Source organism: Myxococcales bacterium (assembly GCA_016703425.1).
Classification (GTDB): Bacteria; Myxococcota_A; Polyangia; order Polyangiales; family Polyangiaceae; genus JADJCA01.
In genome coordinates this window covers 57,943-75,292 of sequence record JADJCA010000018.1, presented here as the reverse complement: position 1 = coordinate 75,292, position 17,350 = coordinate 57,943, and the positions used below count along the sequence as shown (strand labels likewise).

Here is a 17,350-nt window from a genome sequence, read left to right as displayed (position 1 = left end):
GCCTGGACGGCTAGAAGGCGGGGTCGTCCTTCGTTTCGGCGAGCTCCTGCATGAAGGTGCGGTGCCCCAAATCGCCGGCCGCGAACTCCGCGCGCACGCGCCGCAAGAAATAGACGAGCTGAGGGTTCCGCAAGCGCCCTTCGATTTCCATCTCACCGAAGCGGAAGACGCGGGCCCCGCCGTCGAGCGTCTTGGTCTCGACGAAGCCGGCGTCTTCGCGCGCGGCCTTGCTGCCGGCCGCCGTTGGCGGCGCGGCGTGCGTGGCTTGTGGGGCTTGCCCCGCGTCGCCTCGCGCTCCAGCGTCGACGCGCGCCGCCGCGGGCTTCACGCCGCGTTCGCGCTTCTTCGTTTGCGCGCTCGCCAGCGCCGTCACCAAGGCGAAGCTGCCGGCGGTCACGAGTACGAACAGGACTGTGCGCTTGCTCTCGCCGCTCACTCCTCGCTCTCCTCTCTCGGTTTGGGTTTCGGCGGGGCGGGGGCAGCCGCGGCTGGCGCCTTCGGCGCGGCCGCCGGCGCTGGTGCGGCTGGGGCCGGGGCTGGCGTAGCGGCGGGGCCCTTCTGCGCACCCAGCGCCGCGAGGCCTCGCTCCGCTTCGGCGCGCGACTTGTGATCGCCGGGCGCGTCGGCGAGGAAGCGCCGAAAGAGCGGCACGGCGGCGTCAGGCTTCTTCAGAAAATCGGCGTTGAGCACGGCGAGGTTGAAGAGCGCCGCCGTGTGGTGCGGATCGCGAGCCAGCACCTTCTCGAGAACCGCGCGGGCCTCTTCGTATTTCGGCCGCTGCGGCTCCGAGTCGCCGCGCAGCGCCGTCGCCAAGCCCACGGCCGCGTCGTCGTCTTCCGGATTCGCCGCCAAGATCGCGCGAAACTGCTCCGCGGCCTTTCCGTACGCGCCGGCGCGCAAGAGCACCGTCGCCATGTTCATGCGCGCCGTCGTGTCGCGCGGATCTTCTTGCGCCGCGCGCTGGAACGAACGAAACGCCACCGCGTCGTCGCCGGCGCCGAGCGCGATGAGCCCCGTGGCTCGCTCCGCGACGGCGCTCTTAGGATTCGATTCGAGCGCCTGCTTCGCGAGGAGCGCCGCCGTTTCACGCTCGCCCTTCGCGAGGTGACACAGCGCCAATTCGGCGAGCGCCGACGCGTCGCCGGGCTTCTTCGCCAAGAGATCCTTCGCCGCCGCCATGGACTTGTCGACCTGCCCGGCGTCGCGGAGCGCCGACACATACGCCATCGAAGCGCTCGCCACGGTGGGGTTCTTGCTGACGAAGTTCGACAGCGTTTCAGCCGCGTCCTTGTACTTGCCGCGTCGCCGCTGCACCTCCGCCAAAGCCAGCGTCACTTCTTGTGTGCCTTCGGCGAGACGGAACGACTTTTCGAGTTGCTCCTCGGCCGACGCGAGATCGCCGGTCTGTGCGAGCACAACGCCGAGGTTGTAGCGCGCCTCCCACAGATTGCCGTCGATGGCGATGGCCTCTCGCAAGAGCACGATCGCGCGCTCACGGCCCTGCGGCTCTCGCGCCGCCGCGACGGCCTGCGCCATCTTCGTCACGGCCTGCGGGTTCGCCGGCGCCAGGTGAGCGGGCGTTGCGGCGCCCTTTTCCCCGTCTTGCGCGCCGCCGCAACCTGAGAGCGCACCCAGAAGGCTCGCGAGCATGAGCGCGGTGCCTCGCATCACTTGGCCCCCTTCGGTTTGCCCTTCGGCTCCTTCTTTGGCGCCGGCGTGGCGACCGGCGTCTTCGTCGCCGGCGCGGTCGGCGTCGTCGGAGCGGTGGCTGCCGTGGACGGTGCGGCGGGCGTCGCCGTCGCCGCCGGGGCACCGGATGCGCCGCGTCGCGGAGCATCCATCAGCGGTGGGAAGGGAAGCGGCGAGACGCTGCGAATGTCGGCGCCGATCTCCTTGAGCGGGGGGAACAGCTCGCTGTTCAAGCGACCGAGCGCCTCGCGCATCTTGGCGGTCCATTGGTTGTAGATGCCGAGCTCGATGGCCTTCTTCCAGCCCGTTTCGTAGGCATCGAGGCTTCGCTCTTCGATGGGCACGACGAACGAGTCGATCTGCGTTTGGTAGCCCTCCTTGTCGGCGTCGGACATGCCGGGCGGCGGCGGCGCGTCGCGGAGCGACTTGGCGAACAGCTCGTAGGTGCGCCCGATCTGGTAGAGCGCAGCCGTCGTCCACTCGGCCACGCCGAGCGAGACCGTGTCGAGCAAGATGCTGGCCGCTTGCTTGAGCAGCTCGGCCTTCTGCTTGAGGCGCGCCGAGAGTTGCTTCACGTCGCCTTGGATCTGAATCTGCTCAAAGCGCTCGAGGACGCGCTCGCCTTCCATGTACCGGGCCTGCGCCGCCGCGTATTTGCCTTCCGCCGAGAGCGTTGCGCGCCGCTGCTTGCCCGTCGTCACCGCGGCGCGAAGCGACTCGTCGGCGCCCTTGCCGTCGCTGGTGCGGAGCTGCGCCTTGGCGAGCAGCACGTAGGTCTTCACGCGATCGTCGGCGCTCTTCGCCTTCGCGAGGAACCGCTTGTAGAGGTCGACGGCCTCCTTGTTCCGGTTCGCGTTCTGGTGGGCGCGTCCCATCTGGAAGACCACGTCATCGGCCTCCGCCGACGAGCCGTAGGCGGCGAGGTAGCGCTGCCCGTCTTGCACCGCTTTGTCATTTTCGCCGAGCGCAGCCCGCAAGATGACCGCGTTGTAGGCGGCGTCTTTCGCCTTCTCAAACTTCGAAAACGGTGGCTTGTCAGCGGCCGCCGCGATGACCTCGTGAAACTCGGCGGCGTCGCCGTAGAGGCCCATCGCCTGGAACGTCGTCGCCGCGAGCCACGTGCCCTCGGGCGCTTCGGCCTTGTCGCGATGCTCCTTCGAAGCCACCAGCTGCGCCGCTTCACGGAGCGTCGCCACGTCGGCGCCCTTTTGAGCCGCCGAGATGGCGTTCACGCACGCTTGCGCGGCGCGCGCGTCGCGCGGGAACTCTTTGGCGGCCCGCAGGTAGGCCTTGGCGGCGCCCGCGTGGTCGCCGGCGGCGGACTTCTGCTCGCCCTGCTTGAAGACCGCCTGGACGATCAAGACGTCGAGCTTCTGCTGCTGCTCTTTGGCTTGGAACGAGGGAGCCGCCTTGAGGCGCCGCGCCCAGGTCTCGATGTTGTCGTAGTTCTTCGACTTGTTGAACGAGTCGAGGATGAGCTCGCCGGCCGGCTGAGCGAACTGACTGCGCGGAAACTTCTCGAGGAGCCCGCCCCAGATCTTCACCGCCGGATCAAAGACGCCGTATTCGTAGTAGAGGCGCCCCTGACGGAAGAAGAGCTCCGGCAGCGACGGATCGGCAGGGTAGAGCTGCGCGTAGAGGTCGAGCGCTTCGGCGAACTTCTTGTCGCTCTCGGTCTCCTGCGCCTGCGGCTTGCCCTTGCGTGCCTCGAGCTCGGCGACGCGCACGCGCTCGAGCGCGGCGATGGCGTTGTAGATCGCGTCGCGGCGCAGCGTGCGCGCCGGCTCCTTCGCCGCCTCCTTCTCAGGGACGCCGCGGGCCGCCGCCATGTAGTACGTGGCCGCCTCGGTGTTCTTGTCGAGCCGGTAGAAGTCGATCTCGGCCAGGTAGAACGCGACCTGGTACGCGTTCGGTGCGGGCGCAAACCGCGAGAGGTACGTCATGTAGAGCGCCGCGGCGCCTTCAAACTCGGCGCGACTCGTCTTGTCCTTCTGCGCCTTCGCGTGAAGTTGCAGTGCGTGCTCGCGGAGCGCGACCTCGATGCGCGTCGTTGTCGCCTGCACGTGCGCCGCGTCGGCCTGGGTGCGCGCCCACGCGCCGCCCGGCAAGAAGTCCTTCAAGATGCGCTGGTAGGTCGCGTTCAGCTTGGGCCAGTTCTCGAGCGTCTCCCAGCCGGCAGCGATCTCGAGGACCCACGAAGGTGCGTCGCGGCTCGCCGGATCGAGGCGGATGAGCAGCTCGTAGGCTTCCATCCCGCGTTCGTACTGCGAGCGATCGTAGAACTGCTCCGCCAGCGCCTTTACGACGCGCGCCGCGAAGCGATCGCCGCCGATCTTCTGGAGAAATCGGTGCACGTCGCCGGCGGTGTTCTTCTCGTCTTCCGTGAACACCTCGACGAGGTACTTGAGGGCCTCGCTCTGGAGCTCGTCGAGCTGCTTCTTTTGCGAGGCCGACGCGCCGCCGGTCGCTGCTTGGTCGGTGACCTCGAAGACGCTGACGAAGCGCCGTGCGGCGTCATCGGTCTTGCCGAGGCGCCAGAGGCACCAGGCGCTCTTGAAGAGCGCGAGGCCGTAGAGGTCGCTCTTCTTAAACGCGAGGACCTTCTCGTATTCGGCGAGCGCGGCCGCGTAGTCGTACTTCGCTGAAAAGAGGGCCTCGGCCTTCGCCATGTGCGCGTCGGCCACGAACCGCGAACGCGGGAACTCGCGGAGGATGCGCTCGAAGCGCGCCAGCGCGTCGTCTTCCTTGCCTTGCTCCGTCGCGAGGAAGCCGTCGACGTAGAGCGCGAGATCGTAGTCACGAAAGCGCGGGTAGTCGCGCAAGACGCGCCCGAAGAGCTCACGCGCCGGCACGTAGTCCGGCGCGGGCGTCGCGCCGCGCTGATCGACGGGGCGCTTCTCCCAGGCGCGGAAGCGCTCGACGAAGCCTTCCCGCTCGACCTCCCACCGCAGTTCGCCGAGCCGCATGAGCGCTTCCGGAAGCTCCGCGGCGTCGCGCGGCGTCTCGCTCACGAAGGTCGTGAGGAGGCCGATGGCCTCGCCGCGGAGCGCGCGCGCTTCCTTGAGATCGTTTTCGACGCGGCGATCGAGCTGCCCGCGGAGCCGGGCCAACGTCTCCGGCGGCAACTTTGGGCCGCGCACCGCGGGCCGGCCCGCCGTGTTCTCGCGCGCACCACCGCGCGGCGCGGCGCTCTTCGGCGGGGCCGCCGCTGTTACGGAGCGCTCGGCGGCGGCCTTGAGCGCGCCGGTGCTGCCGGCGCCTCCTGGTGGGGCCGCGGCGGCGGGGGGCGTCGTGCCCTTCGGATCGGCGGCGAGCGCCAGGGTCGGCAGCGCGAGCGCCGAGAGAAGGACGAGCGCCAAGCGGCCCCTCACTTGAGGCCCTCGCTGCCCACGTATTCGTCGGGCCAATCGTCGCCTTCGAAGGGCCAATACTCCTCGTTGTCTTTCAGGTACCGCGCGGCATCGAGCGAATCGACGGCGTCGTTCGGCAAGTAGCCGTTGGCGATGGCCTCGATCTCGACCTCAAGGGCTCGCTTCTTTCCGAGCACCGACTCGATGCGGCCGAGGCGCGCTCGACGGAGGAGACGCGAGAGGCGCAAATCCAAGCGGCGCAGCGCGTCCTTCGCGTAGGCGGACTCGGTGCGCTCGAGCTCGCGCCGCGCCCGCTCGACGTTGGGGGCCAAGGCCTGCGCCCTCGCGCCGTCTTGGAGCAAGAGATCCGGCAAGTCGGCGCCTTTGCTGCTGCTCAAGGTCCCCGCGCCGGCCGCCGCCGTGCCGCGGCTCGTGGCGAGCCGGGCCTCGAGCTCTGCGAGCTCCGTTCGCAACATGGTCGTCCGGGCCTCGGGGACCTTGGCCGCCTCGAGCGCGTCGATCTCGCGGCGCACGCCGTCGATGGCGGCTTGCACGTCTTTCGGCCCTTCGTCCACGTGACCATCGGCGAGCGCCGGTGCCACGCCACCGGCCGTTTGCATCGTACGCGCGAGCTCGCCGAGTTGCCGGGCCGCGAGCTTGAGACCGCTCGCCTCGCGCTCCAGCACCGCCCGTTGCTTCACGGCGGCGCCGTAGGCGGCGTCAACGCGCACCAGCGACGCGATGGTCGCGAGCGTGTCCGGCGTTGCCGCGCCGGCTTCGGCGGCGCTCGGGGCGGCCCCGCGCGTCACCGACAAAAGGCCCGCCATGGCGCGCTCGTCGGCGGCCACCCGCCGGGCCGCGTCGCGCACCGGCTCGTAGCGCGAAAGGAATAGGACGAGCTTCTTGTCTGCGTCGGGAAACTTGCATTGTGCAAGGTCGACGTAGGCGTCGAGGATCTGCGCCTCGTCCTCGTAGACGTGGTGCGCGCCGAGGCCGCGGAGCTCGTTCAGAAGCTCGCGGGCGCCTTCGTAGTCCTTCTTTTCGTAGCGGCCCGTGGCCGACTCGTAGAGCGCCTCGGCGAGGCGGTTCGAGTCGCGGGGCACGAGGTAGTAGTAGTAGCGCGCGTCGTCGAAGCGGCCCTGTTCGTGGGCGATGCGACCAAGGCCTAGGCGCGCGAGATCGCGCACCGCGAAGAAGCGAGCGTCACCGAAGACCGGCGAGACGCCGCCGGCGCCTTGGCGCTTCGGATCGGCGACCCGGCAGAAGAGGTTCTCTCCTTCTTTCAGGCGTCCGCGCGCCGTGTGCAAGAGGCCCGCGCGGTAGGTCGCTTGCGCCCAAAAACGCGAGCGCGGCGTGACGACGCCGTACGCGGCGATGGCACCGTCGGCGTCGCCTCCTTCGCGGGCGCGGCCCGTGAGGTACGAGACCTCGCCGCGGATCTCTTCCGGTGCGCTCGCGGGCACGGCTTTGAGATCGGCGAGCACCACGTCGTAGCGCCGTGTCTCGAGGGCGATGTCGACGAGGCGCCGCACGGCACGCGCGGCGTAGGAGCCGCCGGCGAGCGACGCTGTCTTTTGCGTCAGGAGGCGTTGCAAATAGGCGCGCGCCGGCTCGTAGGCGGAGCTCGCGGCGAGTGTGTCGCCGAGCAAGTAGATGGCGGCCTTGCCCTCTTCGTTCTCTTGGAATGGCTCAAACTGCGGGTGTTCAACGAGCTCGACGAGGCGTGCCGCGGCTTCGTCGTTGCGCCCCGCGTGCCTTAGCGATTCGGCTTCCGATACGCGCGCTCGCACGTAGTCGAGTCCCATGGCCTCTTGCGAGCCGAGGCGACGCCCGCGCAAGGCCGCGTGGTAGTCGCGCATCTTGTCGCCCTGCGACGGATCGGCAGGTGTCGGCGTCCCCGTCGGCGCCCCTGGCGGCGCCGCGGCGGGCCCCTGTGCCGCGGGCGCGCCGTCGGCGAGCTTCTCTTTTGCCGGCGCCGCTGTTTGCGCGTGACCGCTCCCCGCGAGGCTGACGAGCCAAGCGAGTGAGACGGCGGCGGCGACACGGCGACTCTTCATGCGTTACTTCTTCAAGGCGCGAGCGTTCGCCTTCATGCGGACACGCAGATCGTAGCGACCGCCCTTTTTGGAGGGCAGGTCGCCCATCGTTGAGTCGTCCTCCACGCGCAGCTCCACGTCGAGCTGCTCGTCGCGGCTCACCTCGACGATGAAGCGAGAGCGCTGCCCGCTCTTGTAGGCGGCGTTCTCGCGATCTTCGCGCTCCACGTCGACGGTGACGGCGTGGCGGCCCGGCGCGAGCGCTCGCCCGAAGACCGGCGTCATCTCGTCGCCGCGGAACCCCTGCGGGCTCGTGTAGACGACGCCGTCGTCGACGGAGACGGTGAGGCGGTGCGGCCTCGCGCGCTCACCCTCGAGGCGCAGCGCGATGGTCATGCGCGATTGAAAGAGTCCCTCACCCACGGCGGCGACGCGCGTGCGCAGCGATGCGATGTCGGCGATGAGGCGGTCGTAGTCGACGGTCCCGGCGTCGCTCGCGAGAGGCAGCTCATTCGCGAGCGGCGTCAGCGGCGAGATGCGGGTGCCGCCGTCGCCGAGCTCGATCGCGGCGCCGGCGTCGCCGGCAGCCGCCAGCGGGGCGCCCTTGTCCTTCTCTTTGTCGTCGTCGGCCTTGGCCTCTGCCGCACCGGCGTCGACGACGGCGGCGGCCGCAGGCTTGGGTGGGCGCTTGCGGTCCTTCTTCGGCTGCTGAGCGCTCGCCTCCGGCCCGTCGGCCATCGTTCCAAGGCAGGCGGCCGCCACGAGCAGCCCCGAGACGATCGCCGAAAACCGCAATCTCATGAGAACCGCATCTTCCCCTGGTTCGCGCGCTAGGGCTAGACGCGTGTGGGGTGCCTACATGGGCGCCCGCACCTACCACCCGAACGGGACGAAGACGCTGAAGCCGCCCGTCGCCACGATGTCGTTCACGAGGTGCTCTTCGCCGAGCAGCACTTCTCGCAAGATGTGATCGCGCAGGTCGAAGCGGAGGGCGAACCACTTTCCGAAGTACCACTTGGTGCCCATGCCGAAGCTGCCGGTGAGGCCTTGCGAGGTGTCGTCGTCGGTCACGCCGGCGCCGAGCGCGGCGTTGAGGTCGAAGCGTGTGATGCCGCCGCCAGCCCATCGCAGTTTGCCGTAGGCGAACGACCAAAGCAGATGCCCGAAGTACTGGCGGCCCGGCCGATCGGCCCGCTCTTGCACCTGGATCTGTGGGTAGCGCTTCTCGTAGCTGTCGGTCGCCTTGGAGCGAAACCGATTGAACGCCGCGCTCGCTTCGAGCGCGAAATCCTCCGAGAAGTGAAACGTGTAGGCTCCGCCGGCGACCCAGCTCGAGGAGTAGAGGTCCGCCGCGTACCAGCCGCCCATGCCGGACAGCTCGTGGCGGAACGCTTTCACGAAGAGGCGCTCCTGGACGCCCCGGTAGTGACGGCCGCCGACGAGCTCCTGTTTCAGCTCGTCGTCGACGCATTGCGCGAGGGCGTCGCGCTCCGTCGCAACGAGCACAACCCACGCGGTCGCGACGGCGACGAGGGCCAGAAGACCCCGAAACCAGCGCCGACGCGCCGAGCGGGCGCTCTTGGCGAGGAGAGGGGAACGCACCGCGTTTCGGATAACAGGCTGGCCGAAGCGGTGTCAACGACGGCAGAGGACGTCGAAAGAATGGAGATTGGGGTGCCGAGTTTTGTCAGTAGTTGTGGAGCATGCTGGCTTCGAAGCACGGGGCGCGCCAACGCCCTCGCGGGCCGATCCCAACGAAATGATTCAGCCGCGAGAGATGGCGCCGGGGGCCTACCTCCCCGACGCCTGCCGGGAGTGGTGGAGCGTTGCCGCATTGCCCGATCGCGGGCCCCGCGTCGTTTCGGGAGCACTACAGGCTTGGGTAGGGTCGATCGCCGGGGCGCTGGTCTTCTCCTTGGGCTTTCCCGTCGATGACCTGGCCGAGGGGGAGATCGCAGCCGGGGCCGTAACAAAAGAACTGCGGTGACTTTGCCGGAGCGATCGCCGAGATGGAGCTGCGTCCCATGCCCGCTGTGGCCTCGTTTTTTCCCGCATCGAGGCGTGCTTGCCGATCTTGCTCCATGCCGGGCTTCGACCCCCACGCCTCGCGGCTCATCTTGTCCGCGAGCTGCGCCCCCGTCATCGAAGGGTTCGCCTTCACGAGCTCCTGCGCGCGCTTCGCGTAGCCGTCTCCCGCGAAGGCGCTCGGGCTCCCGACGATGCCGATATACGCTTGCCCGCCGTTGGCGACGTATTGCTCCGCGAGTGCACCACCCACGTTTCCGTCGGCGTCGACGACAAGGCTGTCGCAGGCGATGTTGACCCAGAGCTTGCTCGTGACCTTCTCGGGGATGTCTGACGCGTTGAAGGGCGCTGCTGCCCGCACCCACGCGAGCGACTTCTCAGACTTCATGTCGAGGCGAATGCCAGGCACGCCGTTCGCTCCACGGTTCGACACATTCTTGATGCCGTGGGCCACCGAATACGTCGAGGCGCTCCCGCCGAGCGAGTTCGAGAGCGCTTTGGGCGTCTCCGCGATTGGCACCCTGCCGCAACTCGAGCAGCCTTGCATGGACGAAATCTAGAACGCTCCGTCTCGCGCCGCTAGGGTGATGGGTGCAGACTGCATGTGTGGCGGCGGCGCCTATGTGTGGTCGCGGTCGTCTTCGCGGAATCGCACGATCCGTCGGTCGTCGGTGGCGGCGCAGGTACGCGACACGCCGTCAGGAGTCGTTCGCGTCGGCGTTCTGAGAGAAGGCGTCGAGTTCGTGGCCCGCCTTCGCGGGGCGTGCCAGTGGGCCCACTCCGACGTCGATGACGGCCGCTTCGTACCAGGGTCGGCGCCGTCCAACGGCGAAGGTGATCAGCCCGAGCAACATGATGGCGAACGTCGGCAAGGACAAGAACGGCCACGCCGACTCAATCGGTCTGAGGCGCGTGAACGTGTCGCCGGCCTTGAGCGTCTTGCACGCGGAGGGAGGCATGCGGAGGGTTAGCGCGTCGCCGTGTGAGGCTCGCACGTCTACGTAGCAGTTGGTGTTGGGGCCGGGCTTCATGCGGGTGCCGATCACCGTGACGGTGTCAGGGCTCGCGCGGAGGAGCGCCAGCATGGGCGGGATCTCGAAGGCGAGGAGCAAGAGCGCGACCGCGCCGAAGAACCAAGCGAATCGACCGTGGCGTGTCGCGTCGCGTAGGAAGCGCTCGTCGAGCGGCCGCGTCGAGCACACGAGGGCGCCGCGCTTTGGCGCCCGCATCACGAGCGCGGCGTCTTGGCCGCGATAGGCGCCGCCTACGGCCTCTTCCGCGAGCTCGCCAAGGACGTAGATGGGCTCGCCAGCTACGAGGCGGGCGCGGCGGCGACGCACGTTCGGATTGGGCTCGTAGGTGACCTCGTCGAGCGCGTCGACGAGGCGCGTTTGGTCGTTGGCTTCGACGCGCACCCGAAAGCCGCGTCGGTCGGCGACGACGAACGGCACCGCGCGGGCCTCGCGGCCAACCTCGCGCCACGAATGCGTGAGCGCGTCTTTGGGGCCGCGCTCGTGGCCCTCTTGCGTGATGGTGATCTCGATGGCCGCTTCGTCGGCCGGCGTTGGCTCCACCACGCCGTGGATGATGGTCGACGCGCCCGGTCGCAAGGGGCCTTCGCCGTGGCCTGCGTCGCGGGAGCGCTTGGCTTGCCCCAGGAGCGAGCGACGCCGCACGGTCGCGACGAAGAGTGCGAGCGCCGGCAGCCCCACGAAGAAGGCGGCACGAGTGGCCTCCACTGTGACGCGCGCGGCGACATCCGGCGGCAGCATCGGGCCAGCGTACGTGAGGACTCGGTGCTCGGGGAACTCCGGGGCGGGCGCTATTCTGGCGAGCGGACCGGCTCAGCTCCACCGTCGGGGCCGCCTTCCGCCGCGCGGCTCGCGCCCTCGTCGCGAGTTCGCTCCCGCCGAGTCGCTGTCACGTCGCGCACCTCGCGCTCCGAGTCGGGGTCGATCTCCACGACGCGGCCAAGGACGCCGTGGCCGTACTCCGCACTCGCGACGTCGACGCGGTACGTGCGGCCGGCCTCGGCGAGAAAGCGAAGCTCGGGCGTGACGCGGTTCGGATCACGCTGGTCGAAGGCGCTGACGGCGTGCTCGCCCGGGAGCATCTCCAGGTGGAGGCGCACGTCGCTGGCGATGGGCACCGCGACGTCGTCACCGTCGAGCGTCGCGATGCGTGCCGTGTCGACGCCGCGCTGACGCAAGATCGCGACTTGATACCGAGGACGCACCTCGCCCTTGTATTGCTGCACGACGAGCGTGGGACCGACGCAGGAGGCGAGGCCGAGGACGCAGAAGAGCAGAGTCGCCAGCGTGCGCATCGCGCGAGTGTAGTTCGGAACGGTCGCCCTCGACGGGGCTTTGCCCGATGCGCAGGTCGACCAGGTCAAGGCTTTGGCGGCGTCGCAGCCGCGGCGATCTCCGTTTGCTCCATGGCGCGGACGAAGTAGCGCACCTCATCCATCTGACCGTCGAACTTCGTCGTGATGCCGGAGCCTACGGTGACGAGCGCACCCGGGGTCACCGTACCGGGCGCCACCGGGCCGGCGGAGGCGCGAGGGACTCCATCGACGTACCCCGTTGCGGTGCCTTCAAAGACGCACGCGACGTGGGTCCACACGCCCGGCTGCAAGGTGGCCGTCGTTGTGGCGGCCGCAATCGCGATGGTGCCATGCCGACACACCAGCTGGTTGGCGGCATTCAACTGCATCGCTAGATAGCCGCTGATCTCGAAGATCGAGGCCTTGGCAACGGCACTGGGTCTGAGCCACGCGTCGATCGTGATCTTGTCGCTCTGGAAGCGTTGGTCGGACGACAGCCCGAGCGAGCCTCCGTCGAAGAGCCCTGCCTGGTCGAGGCCCGGCTGACCTTGGACCAGCCCAACGCCCGTGGCCGACGTAACGGCCGGTCCGGGCGATTCGTTCTTGATGGGGAGGCTCTCGAACGTGATGCACACGATGGGGCCGCTATCGGCCACACCGCTGCAGGGCGACGGGCGAAGGTAAGCATCGCCCGTCGCATCGGATGCCGAAGCGTCCCCATCGGGCGGTCCGGCATTGGCGCCGTCGCTGCCTTCGAGCGTAGCCCCGCTGTCGAGCACCGCGAGGCCGCCCTCGCTATCGACCGGGTCGCCGCGCGCGGGGTCCTCGAAGGACGCGAAGCCGAGGAGACCTTCACACGCCGCGAGAGACCACGCGATGGCCATCCCTGCGGTGAGACGGCACACGGCCTCGCGCGTGCCTTTGCGCGTCAGACGCCTCATGCCCTCCTCTTGTATCACGAGGGGCCCGTGAGGTGCCCCACGCGACGCCGCCTACAGCGGCGTCGGTGCCGGATGCCGCATCGTATGGACCGAGGAGGAGGCGGGTTGTCCGTGTGCTTCCGGGTGAAGGAACGTTCCCTTCTCCGCCTCGGGCTTGTCTTGCTCCGGGACGATTCTGTTGGCGCGCGCCCACGCGTCGTTGCGTATGCCGGTCACGCTCCAGGAGATGCGCTGCCCGGCTTTGGCCCCCGCGACGACGAATCGATTTGCCTTCAGTTCTTCCTTCACATGAAGGTCTGGCGCAGCACCGCCGAGCGCCGTGAGCTGGTACCGGAAGTCGGTGTTGAGCGCCTCGAAGTAGGCCGGCAGCTCCACCGCGAGTTCGCCTCTCGCATCCGCTACGCCGACCCCGTCGTAGAGATTCTTCATGTCGGGCGACTCGACGAAAGAATGGGTGAGTGTCTTCTCGGTGGGGGCTGACGGATGGTCGATGAGAAATCCGCCGCCCGCCTTGGTCAGGAGGCCAACCACATAGACTGCGCCAGCTTCTTCCAATCGTCCCCTTGAGGGTGACAGAACTTCTCAGTCTGATTGCACGGATTCCCGTCCGTTTGACTGCCCTTCACGCACTTGTAAGCGCCGCGTCCGCGACTCTTCGTCACCGGGTCGAGCTCCTCACTGCAATACCAACCATCCGCCTTGTTGGAGCACGACTGGCCGAGGCACGACGGATACTTCGAGCACAACGACTCGGTCTTCCTGATGCACTCGGCGTCCCACGCCGTGGTGCAGCAATACGAGTCCTTCTCGCAGACCTTCGCCGTGCATTCGTTGCACTGAACGCCGAGCCTCTCGCCGCGTGTGCAGATGTCGTGGTTGCACGGGCCGCTCGCCGGTGGCGGATCGTCGCCGCAGCGGGAGAGAGGATTGCCGCACGGGAGGCACAGACCGTAGGTGCCGAGGTTCTCACAATAGAAGTGGATCTTCTTGTCGCTCCGACCGAAGACCGTGTCCATCGTCTTGGCCACGAGCGCCTTGCCGAGGCCTCCGGCGAGCTGGCCGCCTAGCGCCGTCATGTCGATGGACTTGCAGTCGGCGTCCTTGCGGCACGGCACGCACACGCCGCACGACTTGCTCCCGATGATGTCGATGGAGGCGCAGACGTTCATGCCGTACTTGATGCTCGCGTCGCCCAAGAACGAGACGCCGGTGAACTCGCGGAGCTCCTTGCCGACGTTGTATTCGACGTCGACGTTCTTGCAGTCGGCGTCGCCGGAGCAGAGGTTCGTTACCTTGTCGAAGGGCTCGGGCATCGTGAAGAGGCCCTTGCCCAGCTCCGAGCAGCCGGGCGCCGGCACAGCGCATTTGCCGAATCCTCCGTTGATGGGCAGATCGCAGTTCTTCGTGGCCCGGCAGCCGGCGCAGTCGTTGTCACCTTCGCAGCGCGGCCCCGCCGCCGTCACGCCGCCCTTGCCGCAGATGACCTGGCACACGCCGCGCGCCGTGCATGACTGACCCTGCGGGCAGCCGGTGCCGCTCTCGGGGTTGCACTGCACACACTTGCCGCGAACGCACGTGCGGGCGCCGCGCGCCCCGGCGCCGCACTGCGTGCAGTCGTTGTCGCTGCCGCAGACGGCCGGGCACTTGGGCGTGCACTTGTTGTCTTTGCAGAAGTCGGTCTTCTGGCACTGCGAGAGATCGCCCGGCGTGCAGCTCGTGCACTTCTTCGCTCCCGGATCGCAGATGCGGAAATTGGGCCCGCACGCGGCGCATTGCGCGTTGGTCGAACAGGCTTGCGTCGCGACGCCGGCTCCGTCTTCGGTGCAAGTGGTGCCTTCCGGCACGCAGTCGCCGTATTTGGTGCACGCGTATTTCGGTGGGCAAGCGCGCCCGCCGGCGGCCGGGCCGCACGCGATGCAGCGGCCTTCGTCCTTCTTGCAGACGGTCTTGTTCCCCGTGCAGTCCTTGCAGTGGAAGTCCTCGGTGCAGTTGTTCGCCAGGCAGATGATGTCGTCGGCCCCGCCGTCGCCCCCGCCCCCGACGCGGCCGCCGAAGTCGTCGGGCAGCGACTTGTCGTCGCCGCAGCCGGCTGCCGTCAAGAGGACCAAGAGAGCCAGCGAGAGGAGCGCCGAGAGGAGTCGAGACATTCAGCTTTACCTTGCCACTGTGATCATGAAGCTTCCACGCTCGCGCGACTCGTCGCACACTCGTGAGGCCGTGGAGACGAAACGCCGCACATCATCGAGGGTTTTTCTCGGCGCGTCCACGAAGCGCGAGCGTGGATCACCGGAGGACCAGCCCCGCGTCATGCGATGCGTCCTCGCCATCGGTGGGCTCGATCCTGGAGGCGGCGCAGGTCTCGCCGCCGACGTTCGCGCGATCACCGCCGCTGGGGCCTTCGCGGCGCCCGTGGCGGCGACGATCACGGTTCAATCGACCGATGGTCTCGTGAAGCAAGCGCCCGTCGCCGCCGCCCTCGTGCGCGCGCAAGCGCTCGCGGTGCTTCGCGCGCAGAAGGTCGGAGCGCTCAAGACGGGAGCTCTCGGTGACGCGAAGAACGTGCGCGTGGTGGCCGAGCTCGCGTCCCGCTTTCGCAGCGTGCCGCTCATCGTGGATCCGGTGCGCCTCGCGACGAAGGGACGCGTCGCACTTCACGGTGCGAAGAGCATGGCGGCGCTGCGCGGCGAGCTCGTGCCGCTCGCGACACTCGTCACAGCGAACGTCGACGAAGCGGCCCAACTCACGGGAATCGCCGTGCGCGACGTCGCGAGCGCCACACGCGCCGCTCGTGCGATCGTGGCTCTCGGGGCACGCGCCGCGCTCGTCAAAGGCGGCCACCTCGCGTCTCGCACGGCCACGGACGTGCTCGTCGTTGGCGACGCCGCGTTCGAAAGCGTGTTCGAACTCTCTCTCCCTCGTCTCGCGAGCGGCAGCGTGCACGGTGGCGGGTGCTTGCTCGCGTCGCTGATCGCGGCGCGCCTCGCCCAGCACGACGGCGACGCAGCCGCATCGGCGTCGCGCATCGTGCGCGCGGTTCGTTGGTCGAAGGCGCGTCACCATCGAATGCTCGCGCGAGGTCGGGTCAACGTCGGCGGGCGCCTCTTGGTCGGCGTGCCGTAGAACCGCGTGCCCTCGAACCGTGGCGCGCGTTGTTCGAGCGAGAGCGTTCGCAAAACGCCCGGTCAGCCGACCGACATTGACGGGGCCCGCGCCGGTCGCACCCCGGTCGCACCCCGCATGGCAACGCGAGCGTCCACGCGCACGCGTGACGCCGATCCTGGGCCTCTAGCGATCCATGTGTGTTTCCCGCGGCAAGCCGCGCCTTTTTGAGTGGGGTGCGGGGTTTCTACTCTTGTTGGTGTGCCAGTCCTGGCTCCGCGGAAAACCACAAGCACCCGCGAAGGAACGCCCGTTGCATCGTTAGGGCTCATGGCGACCCCGAAGCGTGTGAGTCCGGCTGCTTCTTCTCGTGCCACTGTTCGGCCCAGCATCCCCGTCCCGCGCCCCGACGGCGTCCGCTCCACCGGCGTCAGGGCCACGACTCCCGCAAAAAGCATCGTCCCGCGGCCCGCCGTCGCGCCGAGCTCGGTGCCCCGTCCCGGTGCGGCGTCGTCGCCTCGCCCCGCGGCGCCCGCCCGCCCTGCGGCCAAGGCCGCCGACTCCTCGGAGCTACGTCCGTCCAAAGAGGGAGACTCCGGCATCGTTCCGCTTCGCTCCGTCATGCCGACCTTGGCTGGCATCGGTCTCGACGAAGCCGGCCAGGTGATCCCCGTGCCCGCGCCGTCTTCCGTTCGCGTGCGCGAGCCCGCGCCCACCATCGTCGAAGAGCTCGATGCGAGCGCGATCCTTGAAGAGGAGGCACCGCCGACGATGCTCGATCCGCGCGAGGGTCCGCCGCCTTCGGAAATGCGTGCGTCGGCGCGCGCTCCTTCGCCGCCGTCGGTCGCGCGGTCGGCGCCGCCCGCGCTTCCCTCGGGCGCCCGCTCAGCGCCCGCGTCGGCCCGCCCGTCGGTTCGACCGCCGGCGTCGGTGGCGCCTCCGTCGATCGCGCCCGCGTCCGCCGTTCCGCCGAGCTCGGTGATCGCGTCGGCACCGACGTCGCTCCCGGCGCCGACCGTTCGCGACGTCGCCCCGCCCACCCAAGGCGCGTTCGCCACGGCGGACACGGAGATGGCGATCCCCGTTCCCGTCGAGATCGACGTCGTCGTGGCATCGGAACGGGAGCCCGCGCGAGCGCTGGCCGCAGTGCCAGCGGTGCCCGTCTTCGCGCCGACCGTCGTCCCTGCACCTGTCGCCCCCGCGCCTGTCGCGGCTCCGCCGGCCGCCGTGGCGGTGCTCGGTGTGGTGGCGGCGCGTCAGGTCGTTTCGCCCCTTCGCCTCGCGACGCCGATGCCGGTCGTGCAGGCGGCGCCGCGTCACTCGCTCAGCGATCCGATGGATGTGCTCTTCGACGCAGCCTACGATCTCTGCTTCTTGGAGAGCGCCGTCGAAGGCGCTCGTCACGCCATGATGTCCGGGGTGAACGCCCTGGGTGCGCGAGCTGGCCTCGCTCACCTCGTCGACGGCGTGACCGGCGAGTTCGTGACGGTCTCGGCGACCGGGCAAAATGCCGACTCGCTCCTCATGGGCCGTCACGCCGACGATGACTGGCTCCTCTCGGCCGGCATCTTCAAGGGCCGCCCCATCACCATGGAGTACGGCGGCGAAGTCAGCAGCCGTCCCATGCCGCGGCACGCCACGCTCGGCGTCGCGAAGAACGTCATCGTCGTCCCCGTCATCGCCTGGGGTCGGACCATTTGCGTGCTCGAGATCGTCGACGCCTCGGAGGCCGCCACGGCTGCGGGGCGCGGCGAAAATGCGCTCGCGTACCTCGCGGAACGGCTCGCCGAATTCCTCGGCCAGCACGAGATCATCGTCGGCTAGACGAAGTCGGTCTAGTCGCGGGGCTTTACTTGGTGCCGGTGCATCGGGTATCCGGTGCCC

The 17,350-nt window shown here is 68.9% G+C and carries 14 protein-coding genes; 2 read left to right on the top strand and 12 right to left on the bottom strand.

The features are described 5' to 3' along the window. Positions 1 to 10 precede the first annotated feature (10 nt). The 12 genes from IPG50_30265 to IPG50_30210 form a co-directional block, all read right to left on the bottom strand. Positions 11 to 436 carry a hypothetical protein gene (locus IPG50_30265; GenBank protein MBK6696442.1) on the bottom strand — a complete coding sequence of 142 codons (426 nt, stop codon included), beginning with the start codon at positions 434 to 436 and terminating at the stop codon, positions 11 to 13. Next, complete coding sequence (locus IPG50_30260) at positions 433 to 1,671, bottom strand: tetratricopeptide repeat protein (GenBank protein ID MBK6696441.1); 1,239 nt, start codon at positions 1,669 to 1,671, stop codon at positions 433 to 435. Before IPG50_30260 ends, IPG50_30265 begins: the two co-directional genes overlap by 4 nt. Continuing rightward, positions 1,668 to 5,048, bottom strand: a complete 3,381-nt coding sequence (locus tag IPG50_30255) for a tetratricopeptide repeat protein (GenBank protein ID MBK6696440.1) — start codon at positions 5,046 to 5,048, stop codon at positions 1,668 to 1,670. The genes IPG50_30260 and IPG50_30255 overlap by 4 nt, the downstream gene beginning before the upstream one ends. 8 nt (positions 5,049 to 5,056) lie before the next feature. Further along, positions 5,057 to 7,096: a hypothetical protein gene (locus IPG50_30250; protein MBK6696439.1), complete on the bottom strand. Its 2,040-nt coding sequence runs from the start codon at positions 7,094 to 7,096 to the stop codon at positions 5,057 to 5,059. A 3-nt stretch (positions 7,097 to 7,099) separates the two neighbouring features. After that, positions 7,100 to 7,876 (bottom strand): hypothetical protein, encoded by a 777-nt coding sequence (locus IPG50_30245; protein MBK6696438.1) that lies wholly within the window; start codon positions 7,874 to 7,876, stop codon positions 7,100 to 7,102. A gap of 72 nt (positions 7,877 to 7,948) precedes the next feature. After that, complete coding sequence (locus IPG50_30240) at positions 7,949 to 8,677, bottom strand: outer membrane beta-barrel domain-containing protein (protein ID MBK6696437.1); 729 nt, start codon at positions 8,675 to 8,677, stop codon at positions 7,949 to 7,951. A gap of 268 nt (positions 8,678 to 8,945) precedes the next feature. After that, complete coding sequence (locus IPG50_30235; GenBank protein MBK6696436.1) at positions 8,946 to 9,647, bottom strand: hypothetical protein; 702 nt, start codon at positions 9,645 to 9,647, stop codon at positions 8,946 to 8,948. Positions 9,648 to 9,798: 151 nt separating this feature from the next. Beyond that, positions 9,799 to 10,872: a hypothetical protein gene (locus IPG50_30230; protein ID MBK6696435.1), complete on the bottom strand. Its 1,074-nt coding sequence runs from the start codon at positions 10,870 to 10,872 to the stop codon at positions 9,799 to 9,801. A gap of 50 nt (positions 10,873 to 10,922) precedes the next feature. Beyond that, positions 10,923 to 11,426, bottom strand: coding sequence for a hypothetical protein (locus tag IPG50_30225; GenBank protein ID MBK6696434.1), 504 nt, complete (start codon positions 11,424 to 11,426; stop codon positions 10,923 to 10,925). Between the two features lie 65 nt (positions 11,427 to 11,491). Beyond that, on the bottom strand, positions 11,492 to 12,367 hold the full coding sequence (locus tag IPG50_30220; GenBank protein MBK6696433.1) for a LamG domain-containing protein: 876 nt from the start codon (positions 12,365 to 12,367) through the stop codon (positions 11,492 to 11,494). 51 nt (positions 12,368 to 12,418) lie between these two features. Continuing rightward, positions 12,419 to 12,898, bottom strand: coding sequence for a hypothetical protein (locus IPG50_30215; GenBank protein MBK6696432.1), 480 nt, complete (start codon positions 12,896 to 12,898; stop codon positions 12,419 to 12,421). After that, positions 12,883 to 14,514, bottom strand: coding sequence for a hypothetical protein (locus IPG50_30210; GenBank protein MBK6696431.1), 1,632 nt, complete (start codon positions 14,512 to 14,514; stop codon positions 12,883 to 12,885). Before IPG50_30210 ends, IPG50_30215 begins: the two co-directional genes overlap by 16 nt. Before the next feature lie 160 nt (positions 14,515 to 14,674). On the opposite strand from IPG50_30210, the gene IPG50_30205 reads away from it, so the two are divergent. Together IPG50_30205 and IPG50_30200 are read left to right on the top strand one after the other, a co-directional pair. Continuing rightward, positions 14,675 to 15,487: a bifunctional hydroxymethylpyrimidine kinase/phosphomethylpyrimidine kinase gene (locus IPG50_30205; GenBank protein ID MBK6696430.1), complete on the top strand. Its 813-nt coding sequence runs from the start codon at positions 14,675 to 14,677 to the stop codon at positions 15,485 to 15,487. 600 nt (positions 15,488 to 16,087) lie between these two features. Beyond that, the gene (locus tag IPG50_30200) at positions 16,088 to 17,290 is read left to right on the top strand and encodes a hypothetical protein (protein ID MBK6696429.1); all 1,203 of its coding nucleotides are present in this window, start codon (positions 16,088 to 16,090) and stop codon (positions 17,288 to 17,290) included. Positions 17,291 to 17,350: the final 60 nt, after the last annotated feature.

Bases quoted from the DNA above. Each gene is read 5' to 3' on its own strand.
- IPG50_30200 (MBK6696429.1), top strand. From the start codon at position 16,088: ATGCCGACCTTGGCTGGCATCGGTCTCGACGAAGCCGGCCAGGTGATC.
- IPG50_30235 (MBK6696436.1), bottom strand. From the start codon at position 9,647: ATGCAAGGCTGCTCGAGTTGCGGCAGGGTGCCAATCGCGGAGACGCCC.
- IPG50_30205 (MBK6696430.1), top strand. From the start codon at position 14,675: ATGCGATGCGTCCTCGCCATCGGTGGGCTCGATCCTGGAGGCGGCGCA.
- IPG50_30220 (MBK6696433.1), bottom strand. From the start codon at position 12,367: ATGAGGCGTCTGACGCGCAAAGGCACGCGCGAGGCCGTGTGCCGTCTC.
- IPG50_30245 (MBK6696438.1), bottom strand. From the start codon at position 7,876: ATGAGATTGCGGTTTTCGGCGATCGTCTCGGGGCTGCTCGTGGCGGCC.
- IPG50_30250 (MBK6696439.1), bottom strand. From the start codon at position 7,096: ATGAAGAGTCGCCGTGTCGCCGCCGCCGTCTCACTCGCTTGGCTCGTC.
- IPG50_30230 (MBK6696435.1), bottom strand. From the start codon at position 10,872: ATGCTGCCGCCGGATGTCGCCGCGCGCGTCACAGTGGAGGCCACTCGT.
- IPG50_30225 (MBK6696434.1), bottom strand. From the start codon at position 11,426: ATGCGCACGCTGGCGACTCTGCTCTTCTGCGTCCTCGGCCTCGCCTCC.
- IPG50_30210 (MBK6696431.1), bottom strand. From the start codon at position 14,514: ATGTCTCGACTCCTCTCGGCGCTCCTCTCGCTGGCTCTCTTGGTCCTC.